Below are 20,514 nucleotides of genomic sequence, written 5' to 3'. Positions count from 1 at the left end.
CCTTGTCAGCGCCAACCAAGCGCCGGAGCGACATGTTTCAGGATGGATTCGATGACATGCGCGTTGTAATCCACACCGAGCTGGTTCGGCACGGTCAGAAGCAGCGTATCGGCCTCCTGAATGCCTTCGTCAGCGGCAAGCTGTGCGATCAGCCTGTCAGGTTCATCAGCATAGGATCGCCCGAAGATCGAGCGCGTCTTGTCGTCGATGAAACCAACGGAATCGTCTTCCTTGCCGCCGCGGCCGAAATAGGCCCGGTCGCGGTCATCGACCAGGGCAAAGATGCTGCGGCTGACCGAAACGCGTGGCGTGCGTGTGTGGCCGGCCTCCTTCCAGGCCTCGCGATAGGCCCGGATCTGCTTGGCCTGCTGGACGTGGAAGGGTTCACCGGTTTCGTCGTCCTTGAGCGTGGAGCTTTGCAGGTTCATGCCGAGCTTGGCGGCCCAGACGGCGGTCGCATTGGAGCCGGCGCCCCACCAGATCCGCTCGCGCAAGCCTTCCGAGTACGGTTCAAGCCGCAGCAGGCCCGGCGGGTTGGGAAACATCGGGCGCGGATTGGGCTGGGCAAAGCCTTCGCCCTTCAGCACCTCCAGGAAGACTTCCGTGTGCTGTCGACCCATATCGGCGTCACTCATGCCCTCCGCCGGCGCATAACCGAAATGGCGCCAGCCATCGATGACCTGCTCGGGCGAACCGCGGCTGATGCCAAGCTGAAGCCGGCCCTGCGAAATGAGATCGGCCGAGCCGGCGTCTTCCGCCATGTAGAGCGGGTTCTCGTAGCGCATATCGATGACGGCCGTGCCGATCTCGATGCTCTTGGTCCGCGCACCGACGGCTGCCAGCAGCGGAAAGGGCGAGGCGAGCTGCCGCGCGAAATGATGCACCCGGTAATAGGCGCCGTCGGCGCCCAGCTCCTCCGCCGCAACCGCCAGATCGATCGATTGCAGCAACGTGTCGCCCGCAGACCGGGTCTGCGACTGCGGGGAAGGGGTCCAGTGACCGAAGGAAAGAAAGCCGATTTTTTTCATGTAAGTCCGCCTCGACGCCGTGCGTCCGTTTATGGGAGTTGATGTGCAAGATGGAGGCTCGCCTCCCGCTTGAAAAGGCCAGCAGGGAGAACGGTGCGTTCACCGGTTGAGGCGAATGCCTTCGTTGCCGCGAGATAAGCCGATTGGGCGGGGTTTTGCCTACCTGTTGCGGGGCAAGGGCATCAGTTCTAAGTCGAGGCGATTATAGGTGGCCTGAATCATGTCGATATCGCTCAGATGGCTGGCGACAGCGATTTCCACCAGCAGATTGGCGACGGAAACATCCACGCGAGGTGTTTGCGACGGCTCAGCCCCGGCGAGAACCACGGCCTGCGCCTGATCGCCGCCCAAAGCGAAATACAGGTTGAGCGCGCTCTCGAGGTAGGGAAGGGCCCTTCCGGCGGCTGATTGCGATGTGAGGTCGCCTTCGTTCTGCGTGGCAAGGGCAACAGCCTTGTTCTGAATCTCGCTCATCTCGTTTCTCTCTTCACGCACCAACCGGAAGCTGCCGCACAACTGCCGCCTGCACGCATTTATCCCGACCAAGCTAGCGCCAGCCTGATGCGCGCTGGTGATGGACGGGTGAAAATTCGAGGCCTTTTTAGCTTGAAAGCATCTTCGAGGCACGTTAATCGAGTTACGTTACGTTATTACATATCGATTCGGCTGCTAGCGCCGGAATGGACAATGGAAAGGAAGAGGCAATGACCAAAGTATTGAAAAAACTCAGCTATGCCGTGGCGATATCGACGGCGCTCGGGCTTACGGGGCTGGTCAGCGCCCATGCCGCATCGGAACACAAACATAGCCACAGCCACAGCCATGCCGACGAGGCGCAGAAGAAGGTCCATGACGGTTATTTCGCGGATGATCAGGTAAAGGCACGTCCGCTTTCGGACTGGGAGGGCCACTGGCAGTCCGTCTATCCCTACCTCGTCGACGGAACACTCGACCCCGTGATGGCGGACAAGGCCAGGCATGGCGACAAGAGTGCGGCCGATTACCGGGCCTATTACGACGTCGGCTACAAGACCGATGTCGATCGCATCCTGATTGCCGGGTCGAAGGTTACCTTCTTCCGCGGCGAGACGGCCGTCAGTGGCGATTATGAAACAGACGGCCACGAGATCCTGACCTACAAGAAGGGCAATCGCGGCGTTCGCTTCATTTTCAAGAAGGTGGCGGGGGACGCGGCAGCACCCGCCTTCATCCAGTTCAGCGACCACATCATCGCCCCTGAAAAGGCCGGCCACTACCACCTCTACTGGGGCAACGACCGCGCTGCGGTGCTAAAGGAACTGACAAACTGGCCGACCTATTATCCGGCCAATCTCGACGGCAAGCAGATCCTGGAGGAAATGCTCGCCCATTGAGCCTAGCGCGGCGCGCTGGCCGGGACTTCATCTTGGGATACCGCGCCGTTTGGCGCAGTATCCAGTTCGATTGCAAAAGACTATGCAGCTCCCATCGTCCGAAGGCCGTGCTCCGGCCTTTTCGAGCCACCCCGGTGAATTCCGCCGGAAACTGGTTGAGCGCAGCGGTCTCGCGGGCAAGACCATGGTTAGTCGCCATCGTACAGAGGATTTCTTGCGTAAGGATGGCAACGGGCATCGAAAACCTACAAAGCGCGTCCTGCGCCAGCTATGGGCGAAAGAGGGGCGTCGGTATTTTTTATCGCCGAACGAGCTTCTGTCGATCAAATCCACGACAATGAGGTTCGCCGGCAGGATCGCCTCCTTCCGGTTAGCGGGGTGAGCTAGCAAATTGCCGATATGGCGGTGACGGCAGCTATCGAGCGATCCTACAGTCGGTCAGCTAGGCCAGATGCCTCTGGCTTCAGGTCAGCGCTGAATCGGTTGAGACCGCGTTGACTTTTTCCGTTGCGTCAGGTCTTCGGCGCCTGACGGACGCCCGTGCACGTCGGTTATGTTGATTTTATCTGAAGTCGTAATAACCTTTGGAACTGAGGTATCATCCGGCGTTTGTTATGGCGACATCGGTCACAGCGAAAGGTTAGGTAACGATTCCAATCAGTAAGAGGCTGGCTTGGAATCACCCGAGTTACCGAGGCGGATTTTCAACGAGCCGCTGATGGAAGTGTTGTTCTCATTAGAGCTGACAGAAAGCAGCAAGCAAACCGCTTTCAGAAACTCCGCGGCCACGCCGGCGATGGCCTGGACACAGCCTCTATCCTGTCGATGACACGTGGCGAAACGTGATCCTCGTTCACACAAGTGTGTTGCTCGATCTGGTGACGAACGATCCGCTCCGGGCGAACTGGTCTGTGCGCAACTCGAAGCGGCAAGCCTTGTTGGACCATTGTTGATTGACCATGTGATCTATGTTCGTACAGCTGTTCCGGCCGGTATCAATGCCCGGTCCGTCACGGTGGCGGCAGAGCAAGTGGCCCCCGACGACTGCGGCAGACAGCATGATGATGGTAATGCAAGATTATCCATCGTGATATACGAAAGACAGCCGGTGCGGTTTAATCGCTATAAATAGCTTAAACCGCAAATTCCGTGTGTGGTGGCAGTCATGGGTCGCCCGTTATCCCATGCATGTCTTCTCCTGCGTTCACCCTCATCCTGCCCAGCTGGAGCCAGCTGATGTTGGTAGCAGGCGGGGACGATCGGTGTCGCTATCGCGACAGCCGCTTCTGATCATCGATCAGAGTTAAGCGCGCGGGGGCGGCCGCGCCCCATTGCCACAGGACCAAGTTGAGATCGTCTGCGTTTGCGCCCGGCGCGAAGCTCCTGACAAGCAGGCCGTGATAGCCGGCGGCGGCGAGGTGTCGGGCGAAAGTCTGGGTGCGGGCCTCGCCGCTCGCCTTCATCTGGTCCCGCCATGTCGGGTCTGCGAGAGATGATGGCACCATCCCTTCATCCAGTAACGCGGCTTCGTCCCTGGAGTCGAATACCCGACCGATATCGGCGTCGTAGGAGATTAACGTAGTCGGCTGCAAGCTGCCGGCCTGGTTGGCCTCGCGAAGGGCGGTCATTACTGTCAGACAGGTGTAAAGCGCTGGCGTGCCCTTTTTGTTAAAGCGGCCGCCATACAACTGCGCTCCGCGCCCGGACATTGGCTCGCGAGCATAGATCGGGTTCAGTGCTCGAAAAAGCGTGCCTTCATACCGCACCGTCTTGTCAGGCGTGGACGCCGGCATCGACCGCGTCGATATAGTCGAGAACCTCTTCGGCGCGGCCCTCCCGGACCAACTGCATCGCTGTCATACCTGAGAAGCCCGGCAACGGTTCGGAGCGATACCAGGCATAGGCCATCAGCGCCGATCCGAAGCGCGGTTCTACCTTGTTGACGACCTCGGTCATCTCGCGCAGACGGCGCTGCGTCCTGTCGGACCGGATCCGGTCCTTTCGTTGGATCGCATCCTTGCCGAGTCCGGCCGTGCGGGCGATTTCCTCGCTCGTCGTCCGCAGTACATTGGCAATCTTCCGCGGCGAAAAAAGCCCCTCGTCAGCGTATTGCGCAATTCCCATGGGTTTTACCTCAATGTCGACGCCAGTCATTATGACGCAATATAGCGTCAGAAATATCGGCATTCAAGGGAAGGTCAAAATCAAGAAGGAAGGGGAGAGGAACACGCTCGCAGGTCGCGTCTAAGGTGCAGAGGGCGGCGACGCTATATCCAGTGTGTCGCGGACCCTTTGCTATGCCAGCGTCGGCAATAAGACCGGCAGAGGTGCTTTGTCATCTGGAACCCGGAAATTCGAATGCACCGGGTGGTATGGGTCTGCTCGAACTTGCTCAACGTTCGAACGCTGCCCCACTTCAGTGGGGGGTCAGTTACGCAACATCTGCAGCCCGTGCTTTTGCACGAGCGAGAGAAGCTTCAGCGCTGGCCCGCTTGGGCGCTTGGCACCGGTTTCCCACTTTTGAACAGTCGATTGGCTCGTGTTCAGATAGCGGGCAAAGACCGGCTGGCTGACATGGTTATCCTCGCGGAGCGCCTTGATTTCGAGGGGCGACAGTTCCTGCGGGATCACAAGGCAATCCTCATCGAAGGTCCGCATCGTTTCCTTGTCGATACTCCCAGCTGCAAACATGCCCTCGACAGCGCTATGGATTGCCTCGAACGCATCGCTCTTGAACTTGCGTTTAGTTGCCATGATCAATCTCCAGTAAGGCGCCGATCTGAAGTTCCGCTTCGAGGTCGGCTTTCGCCTTGCCCCGGTAGAGGTCTGCGAGTTTCCGGAACGCCAGAAGCGCGTCGTCATCGATGTTCGCCCGATCCTTCTTGGCGAAGAGATAGACGAACACCCAGAACTCTTCGGCCTTCGCCAGAACGATTGAACGATGCATGTTGTCGTTGAGGCGCTTCTTGAAGACGCCACCGCCGAGATGGTCAGCTTGTCCAAGGGCAACCTGATCGATTGCCTTTGACAACGCCCTGGCGGAGATGCGCGCCTTCTTTGTTGGCTTGGCAAACCACGCTGTTTTGAACACTCGTTCTGACATCGGCTCATATAGCACTAAGTGCTATATCCATCAAGATTGCAAAAAGGGAGGTATGCCGTCTCCCGTACGTGATTCAGAATTCGGGCAGCAATCGCCGTCCTGTTTTGCGGTGTCGACATCCGCTAGTCCAGAATCTTCACTGGGGGCTCTATAAGAAGCCCTCGAGCACAGGGCCTTACGCGTGGGGCAACGCGAGATGGGTGGGCATGAAGCATCAGTTCGACGTCTTGCAAGTCGATTTCTGTCGAGGCAGACTTGCATGAAATACCTGGAATACGTATTTTACGTAGTGATGGAGGTGCTCATGAAGCAGTTTTCGTTTTCCCATATGAACCGGGCCTCCGGGGAAATCCTTGAAGCGGCGTTGATAGAGCCGGTCGCGCTCACCAAGCGCGGCAAGGAAAAGCTCGTCATCCTGACGGCGGAACAGTATCGAAGGCTTGTCGGCGGATCGCATACGGTCGCCTACGGCCTCGACGATGCTCCAAACTCCGTCCATGCAGAACTGATGACCGGGCTCGACGCGTTACTCGAGGACGATAATGTTTAACGTGGGCGACGTCGTCCGCTTCCATTATCTCTGGAAGCGACAGGCGGATGCCGGCGAGGAGAGCGGCCGCAAGGCTCGTCCCGTCTGCGTGGTCGTCCGCACACCTGGTGTCCCGGGTGCGTTATTCCTCTTCGCCATTACCTCGCAGGTCCCGTCTGAGGATCGCCTATTTTTATCAATCAGCCAGATGGAATGCCGCCGCGTCGGCCTCGATTTTCCGTGCTGGATCATTCTCGATGAGTATAACCGTGTCGAACTCGACAAGGCTTTCGACTTCGAATCGAGTAAGCCGCTTGGCAGCTTCAGCCTAGCCTTCCTGAAAAAGATCGCCGGTATCGTCAAGGAAGCGGCGGCGAGCCGCAGGCTGGCGGCGGTGAGCCGTTCGTAGAGGGCGGCAACTTCGGATCTTCGGGCTACCGGTACGACGCATCGGCCGGATCCTGAATTCCGTTGGCACATTGGACTGAAACCGCGGTAACCCGGCGCCTCTGTTCTTTCGATCATGGGGTTATACCATATTGCCAGCGAACGCCATTCGCATACACGCCCCGAACAAGCTATCGTCTCATCCTTCATCTAGCAACGGTTCGCTCACTGTCGTCTCGATGAGGCCATCGATCGTCAGCTACAAGAACCATCGCTTTCCACCGCAGGTCATTGCCTGCGGTGTCGCAGTATTGGTATTTAATTGGCACATCCCAGAATGAGGAAGAGCAGGTTCTAAAAAATTCGCCCATTAGCAGCGGGATCTTCATTTACCGTGTAGCCCTTGCAACATTCTTTGTACTTTTAGCGAGAGTTCATCAAGAGTCGCCATAACTCGATTCATCTGTGAGAGCGTAGCCGTCGTCTCCGGTCCATAACTGACGGCGAGATACTCTCTGCTTGATGAGAGAGTTGCCAAATGCGCCGCTGTACGCTTGCGCAGAACCAGGCCAATATCCGTAGCGATGCGGGTCCGCTTGTTAAAATCGCGCTCAATGCCGCGGATTGTCTCGCCATCATAGCCGTTAGCAAGCAGAAGAGCATCCAGATAGAGCTCAATCGAATGGAGAGCCAGAAGACGCCGTGGAAGGTGGTTGGGCTTCGACAGGCGCTCACCAAGCGTGATGGCGGCGTCTCGGTATCGGGCTGCCAAATTTAGAATGCCTCGTACGTCCGCTGCCTTGCAGAAATCTGCAGGTCGATTGCCTGGTTCCGGCCGGCCCTTTTCGATAAGGAGAAGGAGATCCTTCAGCATCGTCCGCAGTTCGGGCCACGATGCTTCGTCAAGCTTCAAGCCTGGATCGTGCGTGACGATCAGGCAATGGAGCTTCGCCGTGACTTCGATCAACGAGGAGGGCCGTGTGATCCACATGACACGTCCGGATATCAAAACCCGTTCCGCGAGTTCCTGTTCTTTGGCAACGATCGCACTGTATCCCAAGCGTCGATCCGCTTCTTTCCACTGTTTCCGGCGCCTACGAAGCTCGGCTCGCGCCCGAGACAGGTGTTCTGCATCAAGTTGAGTGGCCATTCGATTGATGTCGGCAAATGAGCGAACCTCGACGATGCCATCCTTTCCGACATCCGGAAGCATAAGGACCGGAAGACCACCGGCCTCTTCGAGCAGTTGCGCCTGCAGCTTTTCCCTAAGACGGATGATCCTCATGTGCTCTCGGTGGTACTCGTACCAGCGAGGCCACATTTCTCTGACGGGCGTTGGACCACTCTCCCTTCGCTGCGGAGTATGCGCGATCATTACGCTCAGCAGGCGCGCCGCCACGGAGAGCAGATTTCGGCGATCGATGATTGGAGGAAGGTCTTGGCACTTGCCGTGCACAAGTCGTTCTTTTCCGCGCGAAATTGCAGGCAAAGTTCTGCTATTCTCAGAATCAGCCATGATCCAAGCTCCATCAAGCTAGATTGTGGTTAGGCTGGATGGCGTGCGCGAACACGCAATCCAGCCGTCTATAACATGAAGATAAACGTCCCCGTTTAATCCGTCAATAAAGGGGCCCGTTTATATATATAGATCTAATTCGATAGACGGCGACGGGGAACTATACACTTTATGGGACGACCACCGCTAAATCTGAAAGAAACGAAGGTTCGCCTCCCGAAGGCGACGAAAGAGCGGATCAAGGCCCTGGTCGGAAATTATGGCATTGCCACCTTCATCCGCGAGGCTGTCGAAAATGAGTTAGCGCGACGCGAAGGTACGCCACCAGCGACCGATGGGACTGGCGGATGCACCGAAAGTGAGAGCAGCCAGAACCGCGATACTGGGCCGACATCATAATCGAGAGCGAGACACGACAGGAAAATTAATCACTTAGAGAATTACTACGGAAAGAAATGCGCCTCCGGTGTGAAATTTGCCACAAATTCGCACATCTCGGAAACCCACAGAATTCCGCCATTCTCTGAATTGGTCCTGCTTGGTCTGTGGCGCGTCTGTGGCAAATCCAGTGCCCCCGACGCCGCGGCTGGAAACCAAGTAATCGGGCGGTTATCCGACATAATAGATCGGCACGCTCGCCGTTCGACCTTTCAGGTGCCCGCGCTCTCGAGAAGCGTGCTCCGCGCAGCACTGAATGTATTCTGCAGCGCCTTGTGGGCATCGAAACCTTCGAGGGCATAGCTTTTGAGGAACTGCCGCCCGGCGAACAGCTTCCGGTCGAGGGGGCTGACTTCGGCCAGTTAGCAAACGGCTTGCCACTGCTGGGCAATGGTTGCGATCTGATGCTCGATCAGCGCGGCGGCTTCGGCTTCTTTCCGGTGAAAGTCCGGCGCGGCGGCGAGCAAGGCGGCGAGTGTGTTGGCGCGGTTCTCGCCCTTGATCAGCATGGCCTGGGTGGCTTCGTTTCCGGTACGACCTTGCGGACAGATGTCATACGCCGGCGTCAGGGTTAGCATCCTTCCGTCCCAGAAGGCGGCATGGTTGCGGGCACGATCGTCGGTATTGCCACACAGCACGTTGAAGCTAATCCGTCCGTAAAGCTCCTCGAGCGTGTCCTTCGGGTCAGTGAACCGGTGACGGATGAGTTCGGCGAGGTTTTCGTACGAGGCATAGCGAGCCATCATCTCATCAAGGCCAAGCATTGTAAGGGCCGAGACCATGGCATGTCGGGTCCACCCATTCGTCGTGTGCGTGCGATCGAAGCGCTCGATAAGCAACACATCCTTATGGGCTGCGCGGGTCATCGAGACGGGCGCTGCGTTCAGGCCGCAGATGCGCGCCAGCGTCATCGCAATAAATTCGGCCTTCACGACGTTGTAGGTGTCACTAGCTGCCGAGAATTTAGCGATGAACTTCTTTGTGCCGTCATCAATCAGCGTCCTGGGGCGGGCCCCGCCAATCGACGTGCCATGATTGAGGGCCTGGTCGAGCGCCGGGGTCAGAGGAACGCCTTTTTCGATAAGGGCGGCTGCCTCTATGAGCTCGTCAAGCGAGGCCTGTGCGGCAAGGCGGGGTACATACTCCGTGGCCGAGGCCTGGAAATCGAGGGCGCCAATCCGATCGGAGCCTGACTGGAGCAAAAAGGTCAGCTCGCTGATCTCCGGCACGCCGGCAGCATCAGGCTTCTTGCCCGTCAGCCTATTGATGATGACCCGGCGCCCCAGGCATCTGGCGAGCCGTCGCGAATGCAGCTTGCCATCGGCAGGCCGTTGATGGGCGCAATGACCCCTTCCTGGATAGGCAACTCCGGCTCATAGATGGAAATAGCGTTCTTGCGGCGCCTGTAGCTGACACCATAGGTAAAGAACAGGCGCTCACCATCCTGATCGAGGCGGCCCGCTACAACTGGTTCCGTGGCCCCCGGCAGCCACATCCAGACAAAGGCTTCTGTCGCATCCGATTTAGAAGTCATCGTCGACCTCCCTCACCGTGTGGCGGACGCTCTTGGGCAGCAATGTCAATTTCTCATCAAGGCGGGCATTGTGCAGCTGCAGGGTGCGCTCGTCGTAATCGAACAGGCGCACGCCCACGAGCGACGCGATCTCGAAGACGATGCCGATTTCCGGGCCGGGCGCGCCTTTTTCGATGCTGGAAAGGGTCGTGCGGCTGATGCCGGCGCGGTCGGCCAGTTCCTGTGCGGTCAGGCGGCGCTCGGCACGGCCGACGCGGATCAGCTTCCCGAGCATAGCGAGCGCTTGGCGCGTGACTCTGGAGTAGCTTCTCTTACGCGGCACGGCTATACCTATTTTGTTCATTTGAGTGCACGTGAGGCCTTCTCACGTCCAGAATTTTGGACATTATGGCATGAAGCTCTTGTTCCAGCCAAGCTTTGTTCATTTGATTGGCCATAAGGCCATTTAATGCCCAGAATTCTGAACAAAGGGAGCTGGAGCCTTGGGCCAGAAGATAAATGACGAGCGGTTATGAACGTTGGATATACGGGATTTCCGTTTGGCTACGCGTTCACGGAAAATCTAATTCGCAGTTCGGCCACTGCTCCCACCGGTGCGCCGGTCCTCTCGCCTGGGCGGATCCAGGTCTGCTCCTTGTTGAGAAGCTGGTCGGACAGGCCGTGATGCTCGAAACGGCGCGCTTTCTCTTAGTCGATCCGCCGCGTCGCAGTCAGAGCCAGTACAAGGCTTTTCTTCCGCGCTTCGATCACGGCAACAAAGAGGTCCTGCAGGTCCAGCACCAGTTCATGCGACACCGGAGCTTCAAAAGTCGATAGGCGAGCTGGCAGATAGTGCGCGTCTTTCAGAACGAACCCTTCAGCGTCATTTTTTTCGAGCGACACGACTAAAGTTGACCGAATATCTGCAAAACGTAAGTATCATGAAAGCGCGGCAGTTGCTGGAAACAACGAATGGCTTCGTCGAGAGCATTGCCTGCGCGGTCGGCTACATGGATCCCGCGGCATTTCGTAAGGTATTCGGGCGGTTGACGGGCGTTAAGCCAAATGTCTATCGCGGCGACGCGAGACTCTGATTGTATTGAAAACTGTAGTTGCGCACCGCCTCGACAAAGGTTCTTACGAAGCGCGCCGACGCTGTGATCGCTAAGTTGCCTGAAGAGGACGCGGGACCGGCCTCGCTCGCGCTGGGCCGTGACCCAGCTGTTTCGCGCCGTGCCCTAACTGTCAGGCAGCAACGCGTTCGTGCCAGGCGAAGGCTTCGGCCGCCACCATTGCGATCTACGTCTTCGCCAGCCTTCCGTCCGAGGGCTGGCCTTTCGCGTATCGTTATCTCGTCTTGCGGCCCCGCGGCCTCAATGGAAATCGCGCCGGGTCATCGTTCCATGGATCGAACACCTCGGCTCCGGATTGCCGCGTATCTTTCACGTTGCGCGTGACGAGATAGAGATCGTGTTCGATCGCGGTCGATGCGAGAAGCGTATCGATCACCGGCCGCGGGTGCCCGGTGTCCTTCTTGACCTCGCCGGAGATGCGCCCCAAATGCCGGACGGCCTGGTCATGCAGGCGGAGCACGCGCTCGCCGAAACGATCCGCAAGTGCGTCACGCATGCGATGTATCGCGGCCGGTCGGGGTGATTGTCCGGCAGGTTGAAAATCCCCTTGTCATATTCCGCCAAGGTCAAAATGCTGAGATGGAACGTATCCTCCTCCTGGCCTGCGGCGAGGCCTTCACTGAACGAGCGCCCTGCGGATTGATTAGGGCGGCCACAACGTTGGTGTCGACCAACCAGCTCTCAAAACTCGACGTCCCGGCCATGGTCGGCCTCGCGTTCGAGATCAAGACCGCGGAGATGCAAATTCTCCATGAACTGCACGAAAGGCACACGAGGCACAGCCGGCGTCAGCCGCTCGAATTCCTCGACGCTCATGATGACGACAGCATCGTGTCCGCGCACGGACACACGTTGGGGACCGTTTTCGCGGGCCTGCCGGACAACCTCGCTGAACCGGACTTTCGCGTCCTCGAGCTTCCAGCGCCCGGCCGGGCTCACCGGCCTTTTCGTTGCTAGCAGTTGTTTCGGTTTGCCCATTAGCATCACCTAGTCAGATGGTCAGATTTATAACGCATCCTCGTTGTGTCGCCAGATCGTCTGAAAAGAGAAAGCGGCGAGGCCCGCGACCTGTTCGGCTTCGCTCGTGCCGGGGCCGAGATTTCAGCAAAGGCTTGCGCTCTGTTCCAGTCAGTTCGGATGAGTGCCGCGTGCTCCGTCCGCAAGGCGCGTGGCCTTCGGACCGCCGCATCGGGGTCGTTATAGCTGCGAGCGCAGAAACGGAAGATTGAAAATGAAGAAGAAACACGAATACCAGCGCATAGACGTCGATTGCCGGCGGGAGATGGGTGGCCGGCTTGTCCGCACCCGCAGAGACAGCAAGGAAGAAGCCCGTCTTGGCTAGCTTGGCGGCGAGGGTGACCGTGCTGGGCACACTTGAACCGTTGCCGCGAGGAAACTCCGCATCCGCTCGGCAAAAATGGCGATCGCCCCATCACCCCTCGATATGCTGGCTCTGGTGCGGGAGATTTCCGGTGAGGGCAGGGACTATCAGGTCAAAAAAAATGGGCCGGCGAGTTGCGCGGCCCATGAAGTGTGAAGGTTCAAAAAAACCTCCAGAGGGGAACAGCTGCTGCGGCGGCACTGGGAGGAAAAAAAGCCGCCATGTGCATCAGCTGGGTGTACTATGCTCCTTTTTTGACCAGATGGAAAACATTTATTGTGCAATGCAGCCATGCACGGGCCGCGTTGCTCGGGCATTGTTGCACGATTGCGAAAAATCAGCCCGATATTTGCCACAGACGGGGCTAGGATGCGGCGCCGTAACATTAGCGCGGGCTTGAGCATGTCGGATAAAACAGGTGTGGTTTCCGAGGACACGTCGTCCCGGCTCGTTGTGCTGTTCCTTACATACAGACTTTATATTCTCGGCGCGGCCAGCCTTTTCGTTTTCGCGCTCGTCGCGTTCGCGCTGTACCACCTGACCGCCGAGGTCCGCTACGACGAGGTGCTCGCAGCGCTCTCGGCGACCTCATGGAGCGCCATCGCGCTTGCGGCGCTGTTCACCGGCCTCAGCTTCTTTGCGCTCATCCTCTACGACGTGAACGCGCTGGACCATGTGGGGCGTAAGGCGCCGTTCCCCTCCGTCGCCGTCACCGCCTTCATGGCCTATGCGGTCGGCAATACGGTGGGGTTCGGCCCGCTCAGCGGCGGGGCGATCCGCTTCCGCGCCTATTCCAGGCTCGGGCTCACGCCGGGCGAGATCGCGCGCGTCATCGCCTTCGTCACGCTGTCCTTCGGACTCGGGCTGCTTGGCGTCAGCGCCCTTGCCACGCTTGCCGTGGCGCCGCGCGTCGCCGGCATCATCGGCGTCGATGCGCTCTGGTTGCGCGTCATCGCCGGCGCGGTGGTGGCCGGGCTTGCTGCCGTCTTCTATATCGGCCGCAACGGCCGGGTGCTCACCATGAAGGGCTTTCGGCTGCGCCTGCCCGACAGCGGCACCGCATCGCGCCAGTTCCTCGTCTCCGCCCTCGATATCGCCGCCGCGGCCTCCGTGCTCTATGTGCTCCTGCCCGAAACTCATGTCGGCTGGCCGACCTTCCTCGCGATCTATGCAGTTGCGATCGGTTTCGGCGTACTCAGCCATGTTCCCGCCGGGCTGGGGGTCTTCGAAGCCGTCATCATGGCGGGCCTGTCCAACGCCATCGGCATCGATCAGCTGCTCGGTAGTCTCGTGCTCTACCGGCTGATCTACTATGTGCTGCCGCTGCTTTTGGCCACGCTTCTCCTGCTCCTGACCGAAATGCGCCAACTGGCGCTGCGGCCCGGCGTCGCCGAGGCGGCCCAGCTTGCCGGAAAGCTTGCCCCTGCGCTGATCGCCACGCTGTCGCTGCTGCTCGGTGCGATGCTGATCTTCTCGAGCGTGGTGCCAACGCCCGACACCGATCTGGACTTCCTGTCCGGCTACCTGCCGCTGCCGATCGTCGAGGGCGCGCATTTCCTCTCGAGCCTGATCGGCCTGCTTCTGATCGTGGCCGCACGCGGGCTCGGCCAGCGCCTTGACGGCGCGTGGTGGGTGGCGCTCGCAGGCGCTGCTATCGCCTTCGCCTTCGCCTTCCTGAAGGCCATCGCCGTGTTCGAGGCGGCACTCCTGGCGCTGTTCATCGTCGCGCTGCTTGCCAATGCGCGCGCCTTCGACCGCCACAGTTCGCTGCTGCGCCAGGCGCTCGGTCCATCCTGGCTGATGGCCATCGCCGTCATCCTCGTGACGGCTACCTTCATCCTGTTCTTCGTCTATCGCGACACGAACTATGCGCATGACCTATGGTGGCAGTTCGAATTCTCGGAAGAGGCGCCCCGCGGATTGCGCGCGCTGCTCGGCCTTGCCATCGCTGCATCGACGCTGGCGCTGTCCAGCCTGCTCCGGCCTGCGCATTACCGAACGGAAGGGCCGACGCCGGAGGAATTGAAGCAGGCCGTCGCCGTGACGATGCAGCAGGATGTGGCGGATGCCAATCTGGTGCGCATGGGCGACAAGCGGCTGATGTTCTCGCCCTCCGGACGTTCCTACATCATGTACGGCATCCATGGCCGCTCCTGGATTGCGCTCGCCGATCCCATCGGTGCCGAAGAGGAGTTTCCCGAACTCGTCTGGCAATTCGTTGGCGCGGCGCGGGCAGGCGGGGGACGCGCCGCCTTCTACCAGATTTCGCCAGCCTTGCTCGGTGCCTGCGCGGATGTCGGCCTGCGCGCCTTCAAGCTCGGGGAACTCGCCACCATCGACCTCGCGGAGTTCGAGCTCAAGGGCAGCCGTTTCGCCAATCTGCGCCAGTCCTATAACCGGGGCCTGCGCGATGGCCTGACGTTCAGCGTCGTCCCGCCGGGCGAGGTCGCCCCGATCCTGGACGATCTTCGTACCGTCTCGGATGGATGGCTGGACCATCACAACGCCAAGGAAAAGACCTTCTCGCTGGGGGCCTTCGACGACGATTATGTGCTGTCCCAGCCCGTTGCCGTCGTGCGGCTCGCAGAGCGCATTGTGGCCTTCGCCACGCTCATGGTGACGGATACGAAAGCCGAGGCGACGGTCGATCTGATGCGCTTTGCGCCCGACGCCCCGAAGGGTACCATGGATTTCCTGTTCGCCAGCATTCTCGACTATCTGCGCAACGAAAAATATGCCCAGTTCAACCTCGGCATGGCGCCGTTGTCGGGCATGGCGCGGCGCGAGGCGGCACCGGTTTGGGATCGCGTCGGCGGCGCGCTCTTCGAACACGGCGAGCGGTTCTACAATTTCAAAGGCTTGCGGGCTTTCAAATCGAAGTTTCATCCCCGCTGGGAACCGCGCTATCTTGCGGTCTCCAACGGTACCGGGGCAGTGCTGGCCCTGATGGACGTGACCTTTCTGATCGGCGGCGGCGTCAAAGGAGTAATCTCGAAATGAAGGTTCTGTCCCGTCTTACGGCCGGCGCGCTGCTCGCCGGCCTCCTGCCATGCGCAGCCATGGCGCAGGACTTCGATACGGGCATGATCCCCGGCGATCATATCACCATGCCCGATGGCGCGCCGGAGGCGAGCGTGTTCCTGATCTCCGGCAAGGACGGCTGGGGCGCGCAGGAAGACAAGCAGGCCGCGGACCTGGCCGCCAAGGGGGCGGCCGTCGTCGGCATCGACCTGCCGGCCTATCTCAAAACGCTTTCGGCCGATACCGGCGACTGCGTGTACATGATCTCCGACGTGGAAGCGCTCGCCCACCAGATGCAGCGCGCCGGCGGGGCGACGCAGTACAATCCGCCCATTGTCGCCGGCATCGGGGAGGGGGGTGCCCTGGCGCTCGCCATGATCGCCCAGAGCCCCGCCGCCACGCTCGACCAGGCGATCGCCGTCGATCCGGAAGCCGGCATCGCGCTGGACAAGGTGCTCTGCACCCCGGCCAGCAAAACAAAGGCCGGCGACCGCACACTCTATGGCCTGACGGACGGGCCGCTGCCGGCGCCGGTTACGGTGCTGTTCACCGCCGATGCCCCGCAGGCCGGCCGCGACCATGTGGCGACGCTGCAGACGGCGCATGCCGATATCGAGGTGCGTGACGAGACGGCGAGCGCCGCCGATGTCCTTTCCCAGGCTCTGGCCGACCGCGTCGACGCCGCCGGCGGTACCGAGACGCCCCTTGGCCTGCCGCTCAGCGTTCTGAAGGCGACGCCGGCCTATGACACCATGGCTGTGGTCTATTCCGGCGACGGCGGATGGCGCGACATCGACAAGCAGGTGGCCGGCGCGCTGCAAGAGCGCGGTATTCCCGTCGTCGGCGTGGATTCGCTGCGCTACTTCTGGTCGGAGCGAAAGCCGCAGGAAACGGCGGACGATCTTTCGCGCATCATCGATGCCTTCAGCAAGGAATGGGACGTCAAGCATGTGCTGCTCGTCGGCTATTCCTTCGGTGCCGATGTGCTGCCGGCGACCTACAACCTGCTCTCCGCCGACGACCGAAAGCGGGTGCCGCAGGTGACGCTGATGGCGCTGTCGCACCAGGTGGACTACGAGATATCGGTGACAGGCTGGCTCGGCGTGGCCGGGGAGGGCGCGGGCGGCGATCCCGTAAAGGACATTGCCAAGATCGATCCGAAGATGGTGCAATGCATCTACGGCAGCGAGGAGGACGACGATCCGTGCCCGACACTGAAGGCCTCGGGCGTGGAATCCATCTCGATCGAAGGCGGCCACCATTTCGACGGTGACTACGAGGCGCTTGCCGGCCGCATCATCGACGGGCTGAAGAAGCGGCTGGCGGCTGGCGCGCAATAGGCTTCCCCCGTGTCCGCGCGCGTGCCGAGATGCCATCAGGTTGACCTCCATGTCGATCGGGAGGATAGTGGCGCCTCACTCCAGGGAGGAGGGATAGCGTCATGAAGATCGTGACCAGCCTGAGTTTCCAGGGCCAGTGCCGGGAAGCCTTCGAGTTCTATGCCGACGTTCTCGGCGGTACCATCACGGCCGCCATGCCCTATAGTGCCGCACCGCCGGACATGCCCATCAGCGACGAAAAGTACAAGGACTGGCTGATGCATTGCTGGCTTCAAGTCGGCGATCAAGCATTGATGGGCGCGGACATGGACGTTGCCTGGGCGCCGAATGTGGGCAAGCCCAAGAACGGCTTCGACGTCACCCTGCATACAACGGACAAGGCCGAGGCGAAACGCTGGTATGACGCGCTTTGTGACGGCGGACGGCCGGGCATGCCTTTTGAAGAAACCTTCTGGTCCCCGGGTTTTGGCTCGCTGACCGACAAGTTCGGCGTGCCGTGGATGATCAATACGATTCCGTCGGCCGACTGGAAACCGAGGCAGGGTTAGGGTCGCGCGGCGGCGAGCGAAAGGCTCAATCGGGCGGGGCGAGTTGCGAACGCGCCAGGAGCCGCACGAGCCAGTCGACAAAGACCCGGACCTTGTTGCTCAGGTGCCGGTTGGGCGGATAGACGATGTAGAGCTGAAGGCGCTCGACCTGCCAGTCTGCCAGCACAGGAACCAGCCGGCCGTCTTCCAGTGCCCCGCGCGCCATGAAGCGGGCGAGCAGGGCAATGCCCAATCCCGAAAGCGCGGCTGCGGAATAGCTGCGGGCATCGTTGGTCGATACGGTGTAGCGGCCGTTGATCTCCATCTTTTCCTCGCCCCGCGTCAGCACGAAGGGCATGATGCGGTTGTTCTGCGCGAAAAAGTAGTTCACCAGGCGATGGTCCGCCTCAAGCTCCGACGGATGCTGCGGCGTGCCGAAGGCCGCGATATAGTCCGGTGCCGCGCAGGCGAGCAGGTCGACCTCGCCAACCCGCCGCGCGATGAGCGACGTGTTGCCCGGCGCGCCGGCCCTGAGCGCGCAGTCGACATTCTCCGCGAGATAATCCACCGGCCGGTCGCCGACCCCCAGGTCGATGCTGATATCGGGGTAAGCCTCGTGAAAATCCTTCAATGCCGGAATGACGACCAGATCCGCAAAGGCGCCGGACATTTCCACGCGCAGCCGGCCGCTTGGATTGGTGCGGGAATGCGAAAGGCTGCCGTCCAGTTCATCGATCTCGGTGATGATCTGGTTGGCCCGTTCGTAGTAGAGAGCACCATCCGTGGTCACCATGACGCGTCGGGTCGTACGGTTCAGCAATTTGGTTTGAAGATGCGCTTCCAGATTATGAATGAGATTGCTGACGGTGGCCTTGGGCATGCCCATGGCGTCCGCCGCCCGGGTGAAATTTCCCATCTCGACGACGCGAAGGAAAACGCGCATCGCAGAAAGCTGATCCATGGAACATTCCCGCTATGGAAGCTATGATTGTTCGAGTTATCGAACAGTGAAATCAATTTTACCACACTTATCTGGGTGCAATGACTAACGATATAAATGGTGAGGGCCCCTCCTATTTCCAACGGGGCTGCAGGACAAAATCGATGCCGGTGGAAATCAAGGATATGACGTTCGACAAGGTGGCCTCCGGCCCCGTGTCGGTGCGCGTCTATCAGGGAGCCGACTACGCCAAGGGCGCACCGGTCCTGTTGTATTTCCATGGCGGTGCGTTCACGCAGTCAGGCCTCACCCATTGCCCGCTCGCCGAATGCATTGCCGGCACGGGCGCCATCGTCGCCGTGCCGAACTATAATGAGGGTGGTGTCTTCCCCAAGCCGCTCGAAGCGGGTTTTTCCATCTTCACCTATCTGGCCAAGAAGCGTGCGGGCCTCGGCGACCGCAAGTCGCTTCTCCTGATCGGCGGCGAGGAAGCCGGGGGCAACGTCGCGGCCGGCGTCGCGCTAAAGGCGCGCGACCACTTCGCCGACGAACTGGACGGCCAGGTTCTGCTGTCGCCGCTGCTCGATCCCTTCATGGCCACGCCATCCTTCCGCAAGGCGGACGCCATCGGCATGCACGACCGCTGGACCGACGGCTGGAACCACTATCTCAGCGGCGGCGTCTGCCATCCCTATGCCGCGCCGTCCATGTGCTCGCGCCTGTCGGGCCTAGCACCGGCGCTCATCATATCGTCCGAAGACGATCCGCTTCTCGATGAGGGCCTGGGCTATGCCGCGAGCCTGCGTGCGGCCGATGTCAAAGTACAGCAGCATGTCCTTCCCGCGGGAACAGGCTGGCCAACGATCTATAGCGGGACACCCAATGGGGCCGAGCACTGGGCAGGCGTCGTCGCCGACCAGTTTGCCGGTTTCGTTCAAACAATAAGCACTGCCTGATTTGAATTGAAAATATAACGCGGACCCAAGCCGCACTGGAGAAAACAATGATATCGAAGCGCAAACGCTGGGCCCTCACGGGCGCCGGCCTGGGATTGGTTGTCTCTGCTTCTGCCGCAGCCCTGATCTTCCAACTTCCCGCCACCGCCGCCAAGGCCGAGGCGACCACCGCCGCGGAGGTTCCCGCGGTGCCGGTCACCGTGACCGTGGTCGAGAACCGCGACGTGGTGACATGGCAGGAATTCTCCGGCCGCCTGGAGGCCATCGATCGCGTGCAGGTTCGCTCGCGCGTTTCAGGCGCCATCCAGTCGGTTCACTTCCGCGAGGGTGCGCTGGTGAAGGCCGGCGACCTGCTCTTCACCATCGATCCACAACCCTTCCAGACCGCGGTGACGCAGGCCAAGGGCCAGTTCGCGTCCGCCGAGGCCCGGGTGAAGCTTGCCAAGACGCAGCTTGATCGCGGTGAACGCCTCGCCCAGAGCAACAGCATCTCGCAAAGCGACATCGACCAGCGCCTGAACGCGGTCGCAGAGGCCGAAGCGGCGCTGACCACCGCGCGCGCCACGCTCGATGCCGCCGAGCTGGAACTGAGCTACACGAATGTGCGCGCCCCGGTCGCCGGCCGCGTCGGCAAGGTGGAGATCACCACGGGCAACCTGGTGGCGGGCGGCTCGGCCTCCCCGGCGCTGACGACGCTCGTCTCCGTCGATCCGATCTATGCCAGCTTCAATGTCAGCGAGGAAACGGTCTCGGCGGCGCTCGCCGCTCTGCCTGCCTCCGAAGGCGCTTTGCCGCCGATCGAGCAGATCCCGGTAGAGGTCGGCACGCTCGCCGATGAGGGCACGCCCATTCACGGCAAGCTCCAGCTCATCGGCAACGAGGTGGACGCGGCCAGCGGCACGATCGCCGTGCGCGCCGTCTTCGACAATCCGGGCAACCGGCTGATCCCCGGCCAGTTCGTGCGCATCCGCATGGGCGAGCCGAAGGCCGAGAGCAAGATCCTCGTCAGCGAGAAGGCCGTCGGAACCGACCAGGACAAGAAGTTCGTCTTCGTCGTCGACAAGGAAAACAAGGTCGCCTACCGGCCGGTCGTGCTCGGCAGCCTGTCGGGCAACGAGCGTATCGTCGAAAGCGGCCTTTCCAATGGCGACAAGGTGGTCGTCAACGGCTTGCAGCGCGTGCGCCCCGGTGTCGTGGTCGACCCGCAGGTGCAAGAAAACGTCGCCGCCGTGAAGTAACGGCAGCCGGCGGGGCGACGTAAAGGCCCCGCCTCGATTGCATGCAAATCCATGTCCGCCGGCGGTGCCTTGCCCGCCGGGTAGGCTTGTT

The 20,514-nt window shown here is 60.5% G+C and carries 20 protein-coding genes and 3 pseudogenes; 10 read left to right on the top strand and 13 right to left on the bottom strand.

What is annotated here, in order from left to right:
• Positions 1–5 precede the first annotated feature (5 nt).
• Both K6301_RS22555 and K6301_RS22550 read right to left on the bottom strand, forming a co-directional pair.
• On the bottom strand, positions 6–1,028 hold the full coding sequence (locus tag K6301_RS22555; RefSeq protein ID WP_247221081.1) for an LLM class flavin-dependent oxidoreductase: 1,023 nt from the start codon (positions 1,026–1,028) through the stop codon (positions 6–8).
• A gap of 159 nt (positions 1,029–1,187) precedes the next feature.
• Positions 1,188–1,502, bottom strand: coding sequence for a hypothetical protein (locus K6301_RS22550; RefSeq protein WP_247221080.1), 315 nt, complete (start codon positions 1,500–1,502; stop codon positions 1,188–1,190).
• Positions 1,503–1,732: 230 nt separating this feature from the next.
• Here K6301_RS22550 and K6301_RS22545 point away from each other — a divergent pair, with 230 nt between their 5' ends.
• A complete protein-coding gene (locus K6301_RS22545) occupies positions 1,733–2,401 on the top strand; it encodes a ZinT family metal-binding protein (RefSeq protein WP_247221079.1) in 669 nt (222 codons plus the stop codon).
• A 650-nt stretch (positions 2,402–3,051) separates the two neighbouring features.
• A pseudogene (locus K6301_RS22540) lies at positions 3,052–3,247 on the top strand (AbrB/MazE/SpoVT family DNA-binding domain-containing protein).
• 422 nt (positions 3,248–3,669) lie between these two features.
• Here the strand turns inward: K6301_RS22540 and K6301_RS22535 are convergent.
• From K6301_RS22535 to K6301_RS22520, 4 genes are all read right to left on the bottom strand, one after another.
• Positions 3,670–4,167, bottom strand: a complete 498-nt coding sequence (locus K6301_RS22535) for an RES family NAD+ phosphorylase (protein WP_247222491.1) — start codon at positions 4,165–4,167, stop codon at positions 3,670–3,672.
• 7 nt (positions 4,168–4,174) lie between these two features.
• Positions 4,175–4,525, bottom strand: coding sequence for an MbcA/ParS/Xre antitoxin family protein (locus K6301_RS22530; RefSeq protein WP_247222490.1), 351 nt, complete (start codon positions 4,523–4,525; stop codon positions 4,175–4,177).
• Between the two features lie 303 nt (positions 4,526–4,828).
• The gene (locus tag K6301_RS22525) at positions 4,829–5,155 is read right to left on the bottom strand and encodes a helix-turn-helix domain-containing protein (protein ID WP_247221078.1); all 327 of its coding nucleotides are present in this window, start codon (positions 5,153–5,155) and stop codon (positions 4,829–4,831) included.
• Complete coding sequence (locus tag K6301_RS22520) at positions 5,145–5,504, bottom strand: type II toxin-antitoxin system RelE/ParE family toxin (RefSeq protein ID WP_247222489.1); 360 nt, start codon at positions 5,502–5,504, stop codon at positions 5,145–5,147. Before K6301_RS22520 ends, K6301_RS22525 begins: the two co-directional genes overlap by 11 nt.
• A gap of 304 nt (positions 5,505–5,808) precedes the next feature.
• Here K6301_RS22520 and K6301_RS22515 point away from each other — a divergent pair, with 304 nt between their 5' ends.
• Together K6301_RS22515 and K6301_RS22510 are read left to right on the top strand one after the other, a co-directional pair.
• On the top strand, positions 5,809–6,054 hold the full coding sequence (locus tag K6301_RS22515) for a type II toxin-antitoxin system prevent-host-death family antitoxin (protein WP_247221077.1): 246 nt from the start codon (positions 5,809–5,811) through the stop codon (positions 6,052–6,054).
• Positions 6,047–6,442, top strand: coding sequence for a hypothetical protein (locus K6301_RS22510; protein WP_247221076.1), 396 nt, complete (start codon positions 6,047–6,049; stop codon positions 6,440–6,442). The genes K6301_RS22515 and K6301_RS22510 overlap by 8 nt, the downstream gene beginning before the upstream one ends.
• Before the next feature lie 363 nt (positions 6,443–6,805).
• Here the strand turns inward: K6301_RS22510 and K6301_RS22505 are convergent, their stop codons facing one another.
• From K6301_RS22505 to K6301_RS22490, 4 genes and pseudogenes are all read right to left on the bottom strand, one after another.
• Positions 6,806–7,936 (bottom strand): hypothetical protein, encoded by a 1,131-nt coding sequence (locus K6301_RS22505; protein WP_247221075.1) that lies wholly within the window; start codon positions 7,934–7,936, stop codon positions 6,806–6,808.
• Between the two features lie 650 nt (positions 7,937–8,586).
• Positions 8,587–9,908 (bottom strand): annotated as a pseudogene (locus tag K6301_RS22500) (type II toxin-antitoxin system HipA family toxin).
• Positions 9,898–10,182 carry a helix-turn-helix transcriptional regulator gene (locus tag K6301_RS22495; RefSeq protein WP_247221074.1) on the bottom strand — a complete coding sequence of 95 codons (285 nt, stop codon included), beginning with the start codon at positions 10,180–10,182 and terminating at the stop codon, positions 9,898–9,900. Before K6301_RS22495 ends, K6301_RS22500 begins: the two are co-directional and overlap by 11 nt.
• Before the next feature lie 413 nt (positions 10,183–10,595).
• Positions 10,596–10,790 carry a hypothetical protein gene (locus K6301_RS22490; protein ID WP_247221073.1) on the bottom strand — a complete coding sequence of 65 codons (195 nt, stop codon included), beginning with the start codon at positions 10,788–10,790 and terminating at the stop codon, positions 10,596–10,598.
• Between K6301_RS22490 and K6301_RS22485 the strand changes: the two genes are divergently transcribed.
• A complete protein-coding gene (locus tag K6301_RS22485) occupies positions 10,721–10,981 on the top strand; it encodes a helix-turn-helix domain-containing protein (RefSeq protein ID WP_343298966.1) in 261 nt (86 codons plus the stop codon). The genes K6301_RS22490 and K6301_RS22485 overlap by 70 nt on opposite strands.
• Before the next feature lie 253 nt (positions 10,982–11,234).
• Here K6301_RS22485 and K6301_RS22480 read toward each other — a convergent pair.
• Together K6301_RS22480 and K6301_RS22475 are read right to left on the bottom strand one after the other, a co-directional pair.
• Positions 11,235–11,724: pseudogene (locus K6301_RS22480) on the bottom strand (PIN domain-containing protein).
• Positions 11,702–11,998 carry a type II toxin-antitoxin system Phd/YefM family antitoxin gene (locus K6301_RS22475; RefSeq protein ID WP_247221072.1) on the bottom strand — a complete coding sequence of 99 codons (297 nt, stop codon included), beginning with the start codon at positions 11,996–11,998 and terminating at the stop codon, positions 11,702–11,704. The pseudogene K6301_RS22480 and the gene K6301_RS22475 overlap by 23 nt, the downstream one beginning before the upstream one ends.
• A gap of 805 nt (positions 11,999–12,803) precedes the next feature.
• Between K6301_RS22475 and mprF the strand changes: the two genes are divergently transcribed.
• The 3 genes from mprF to K6301_RS22460 all read left to right on the top strand — a co-directional run bounded on the left by mprF (position 12,804) and on the right by K6301_RS22460 (position 17,310).
• Positions 12,804–15,401: a bifunctional lysylphosphatidylglycerol flippase/synthetase MprF gene (gene mprF / locus K6301_RS22470; RefSeq protein WP_247221071.1), complete on the top strand. Its 2,598-nt coding sequence runs from the start codon at positions 12,804–12,806 to the stop codon at positions 15,399–15,401.
• Positions 15,398–16,762 (top strand): virulence factor family protein, encoded by a 1,365-nt coding sequence (locus tag K6301_RS22465; protein WP_247221070.1) that lies wholly within the window; start codon positions 15,398–15,400, stop codon positions 16,760–16,762. The genes mprF and K6301_RS22465 overlap by 4 nt, the downstream gene beginning before the upstream one ends.
• 101 nt (positions 16,763–16,863) lie before the next feature.
• Positions 16,864–17,310 carry a VOC family protein gene (locus K6301_RS22460; RefSeq protein ID WP_160870977.1) on the top strand — a complete coding sequence of 149 codons (447 nt, stop codon included), beginning with the start codon at positions 16,864–16,866 and terminating at the stop codon, positions 17,308–17,310.
• A gap of 25 nt (positions 17,311–17,335) precedes the next feature.
• Here the strand turns inward: K6301_RS22460 and K6301_RS22455 are convergent, their stop codons facing one another.
• Entirely contained in the window at positions 17,336–18,250 is a 915-nt protein-coding gene (locus tag K6301_RS22455) for a LysR family transcriptional regulator (RefSeq protein ID WP_247221069.1), read from the bottom strand.
• Between the two features lie 143 nt (positions 18,251–18,393).
• Between K6301_RS22455 and K6301_RS22450 the strand changes: the two genes are divergently transcribed.
• A complete protein-coding gene (locus K6301_RS22450; RefSeq protein ID WP_247221068.1) occupies positions 18,394–19,185 on the top strand; it encodes an alpha/beta hydrolase fold domain-containing protein in 792 nt (263 codons plus the stop codon).
• A 47-nt stretch (positions 19,186–19,232) separates the two neighbouring features.
• Positions 19,233–20,423: an efflux RND transporter periplasmic adaptor subunit gene (locus K6301_RS22445; RefSeq protein WP_247221067.1), complete on the top strand. Its 1,191-nt coding sequence runs from the start codon at positions 19,233–19,235 to the stop codon at positions 20,421–20,423.
• The last annotated feature ends 91 nt before the right edge of the window (positions 20,424–20,514 follow it).

Source organism: Shinella oryzae, from assembly GCF_023038235.1.
GTDB lineage: Bacteria > Pseudomonadota > Alphaproteobacteria > Rhizobiales > Rhizobiaceae > Shinella > Shinella sumterensis.
This window is presented reverse-complemented; position numbering and strand designations above follow the sequence as displayed.

Excerpts from the sequence above, each read along its gene's own strand:
- K6301_RS22450 (WP_247221068.1), top strand. The coding sequence starts at position 18,394 with ATGCCGGTGGAAATCAAGGATATGACGTTCGACAAGGTGGCCTCCGGC.
- K6301_RS22445 (WP_247221067.1), top strand. The coding sequence starts at position 19,233 with ATGATATCGAAGCGCAAACGCTGGGCCCTCACGGGCGCCGGCCTGGGA.
- K6301_RS22475 (WP_247221072.1), bottom strand. The coding sequence starts at position 11,998 with ATGGGCAAACCGAAACAACTGCTAGCAACGAAAAGGCCGGTGAGCCCG.
- K6301_RS22455 (WP_247221069.1), bottom strand. The coding sequence starts at position 18,250 with ATGGATCAGCTTTCTGCGATGCGCGTTTTCCTTCGCGTCGTCGAGATG.
- K6301_RS22510 (WP_247221076.1), top strand. The coding sequence starts at position 6,047 with ATGTTTAACGTGGGCGACGTCGTCCGCTTCCATTATCTCTGGAAGCGA.
- K6301_RS22465 (WP_247221070.1), top strand. The coding sequence starts at position 15,398 with ATGAAGGTTCTGTCCCGTCTTACGGCCGGCGCGCTGCTCGCCGGCCTC.
- K6301_RS22545 (WP_247221079.1), top strand. The coding sequence starts at position 1,733 with ATGACCAAAGTATTGAAAAAACTCAGCTATGCCGTGGCGATATCGACG.
- K6301_RS22530 (WP_247222490.1), bottom strand. The coding sequence starts at position 4,525 with ATGGGAATTGCGCAATACGCTGACGAGGGGCTTTTTTCGCCGCGGAAG.
- K6301_RS22520 (WP_247222489.1), bottom strand. The coding sequence starts at position 5,504 with ATGTCAGAACGAGTGTTCAAAACAGCGTGGTTTGCCAAGCCAACAAAG.
- K6301_RS22555 (WP_247221081.1), bottom strand. The coding sequence starts at position 1,028 with ATGAAAAAAATCGGCTTTCTTTCCTTCGGTCACTGGACCCCTTCCCCG.
- K6301_RS22460 (WP_160870977.1), top strand. The coding sequence starts at position 16,864 with ATGAAGATCGTGACCAGCCTGAGTTTCCAGGGCCAGTGCCGGGAAGCC.
- K6301_RS22515 (WP_247221077.1), top strand. The coding sequence starts at position 5,809 with ATGAAGCAGTTTTCGTTTTCCCATATGAACCGGGCCTCCGGGGAAATC.
- K6301_RS22495 (WP_247221074.1), bottom strand. The coding sequence starts at position 10,182 with ATGCTCGGGAAGCTGATCCGCGTCGGCCGTGCCGAGCGCCGCCTGACC.
- mprF (WP_247221071.1), top strand. The coding sequence starts at position 12,804 with ATGTCGGATAAAACAGGTGTGGTTTCCGAGGACACGTCGTCCCGGCTC.
- K6301_RS22505 (WP_247221075.1), bottom strand. The coding sequence starts at position 7,936 with ATGGCTGATTCTGAGAATAGCAGAACTTTGCCTGCAATTTCGCGCGGA.
- K6301_RS22550 (WP_247221080.1), bottom strand. The coding sequence starts at position 1,502 with ATGAGCGAGATTCAGAACAAGGCTGTTGCCCTTGCCACGCAGAACGAA.
- K6301_RS22525 (WP_247221078.1), bottom strand. The coding sequence starts at position 5,155 with ATGGCAACTAAACGCAAGTTCAAGAGCGATGCGTTCGAGGCAATCCAT.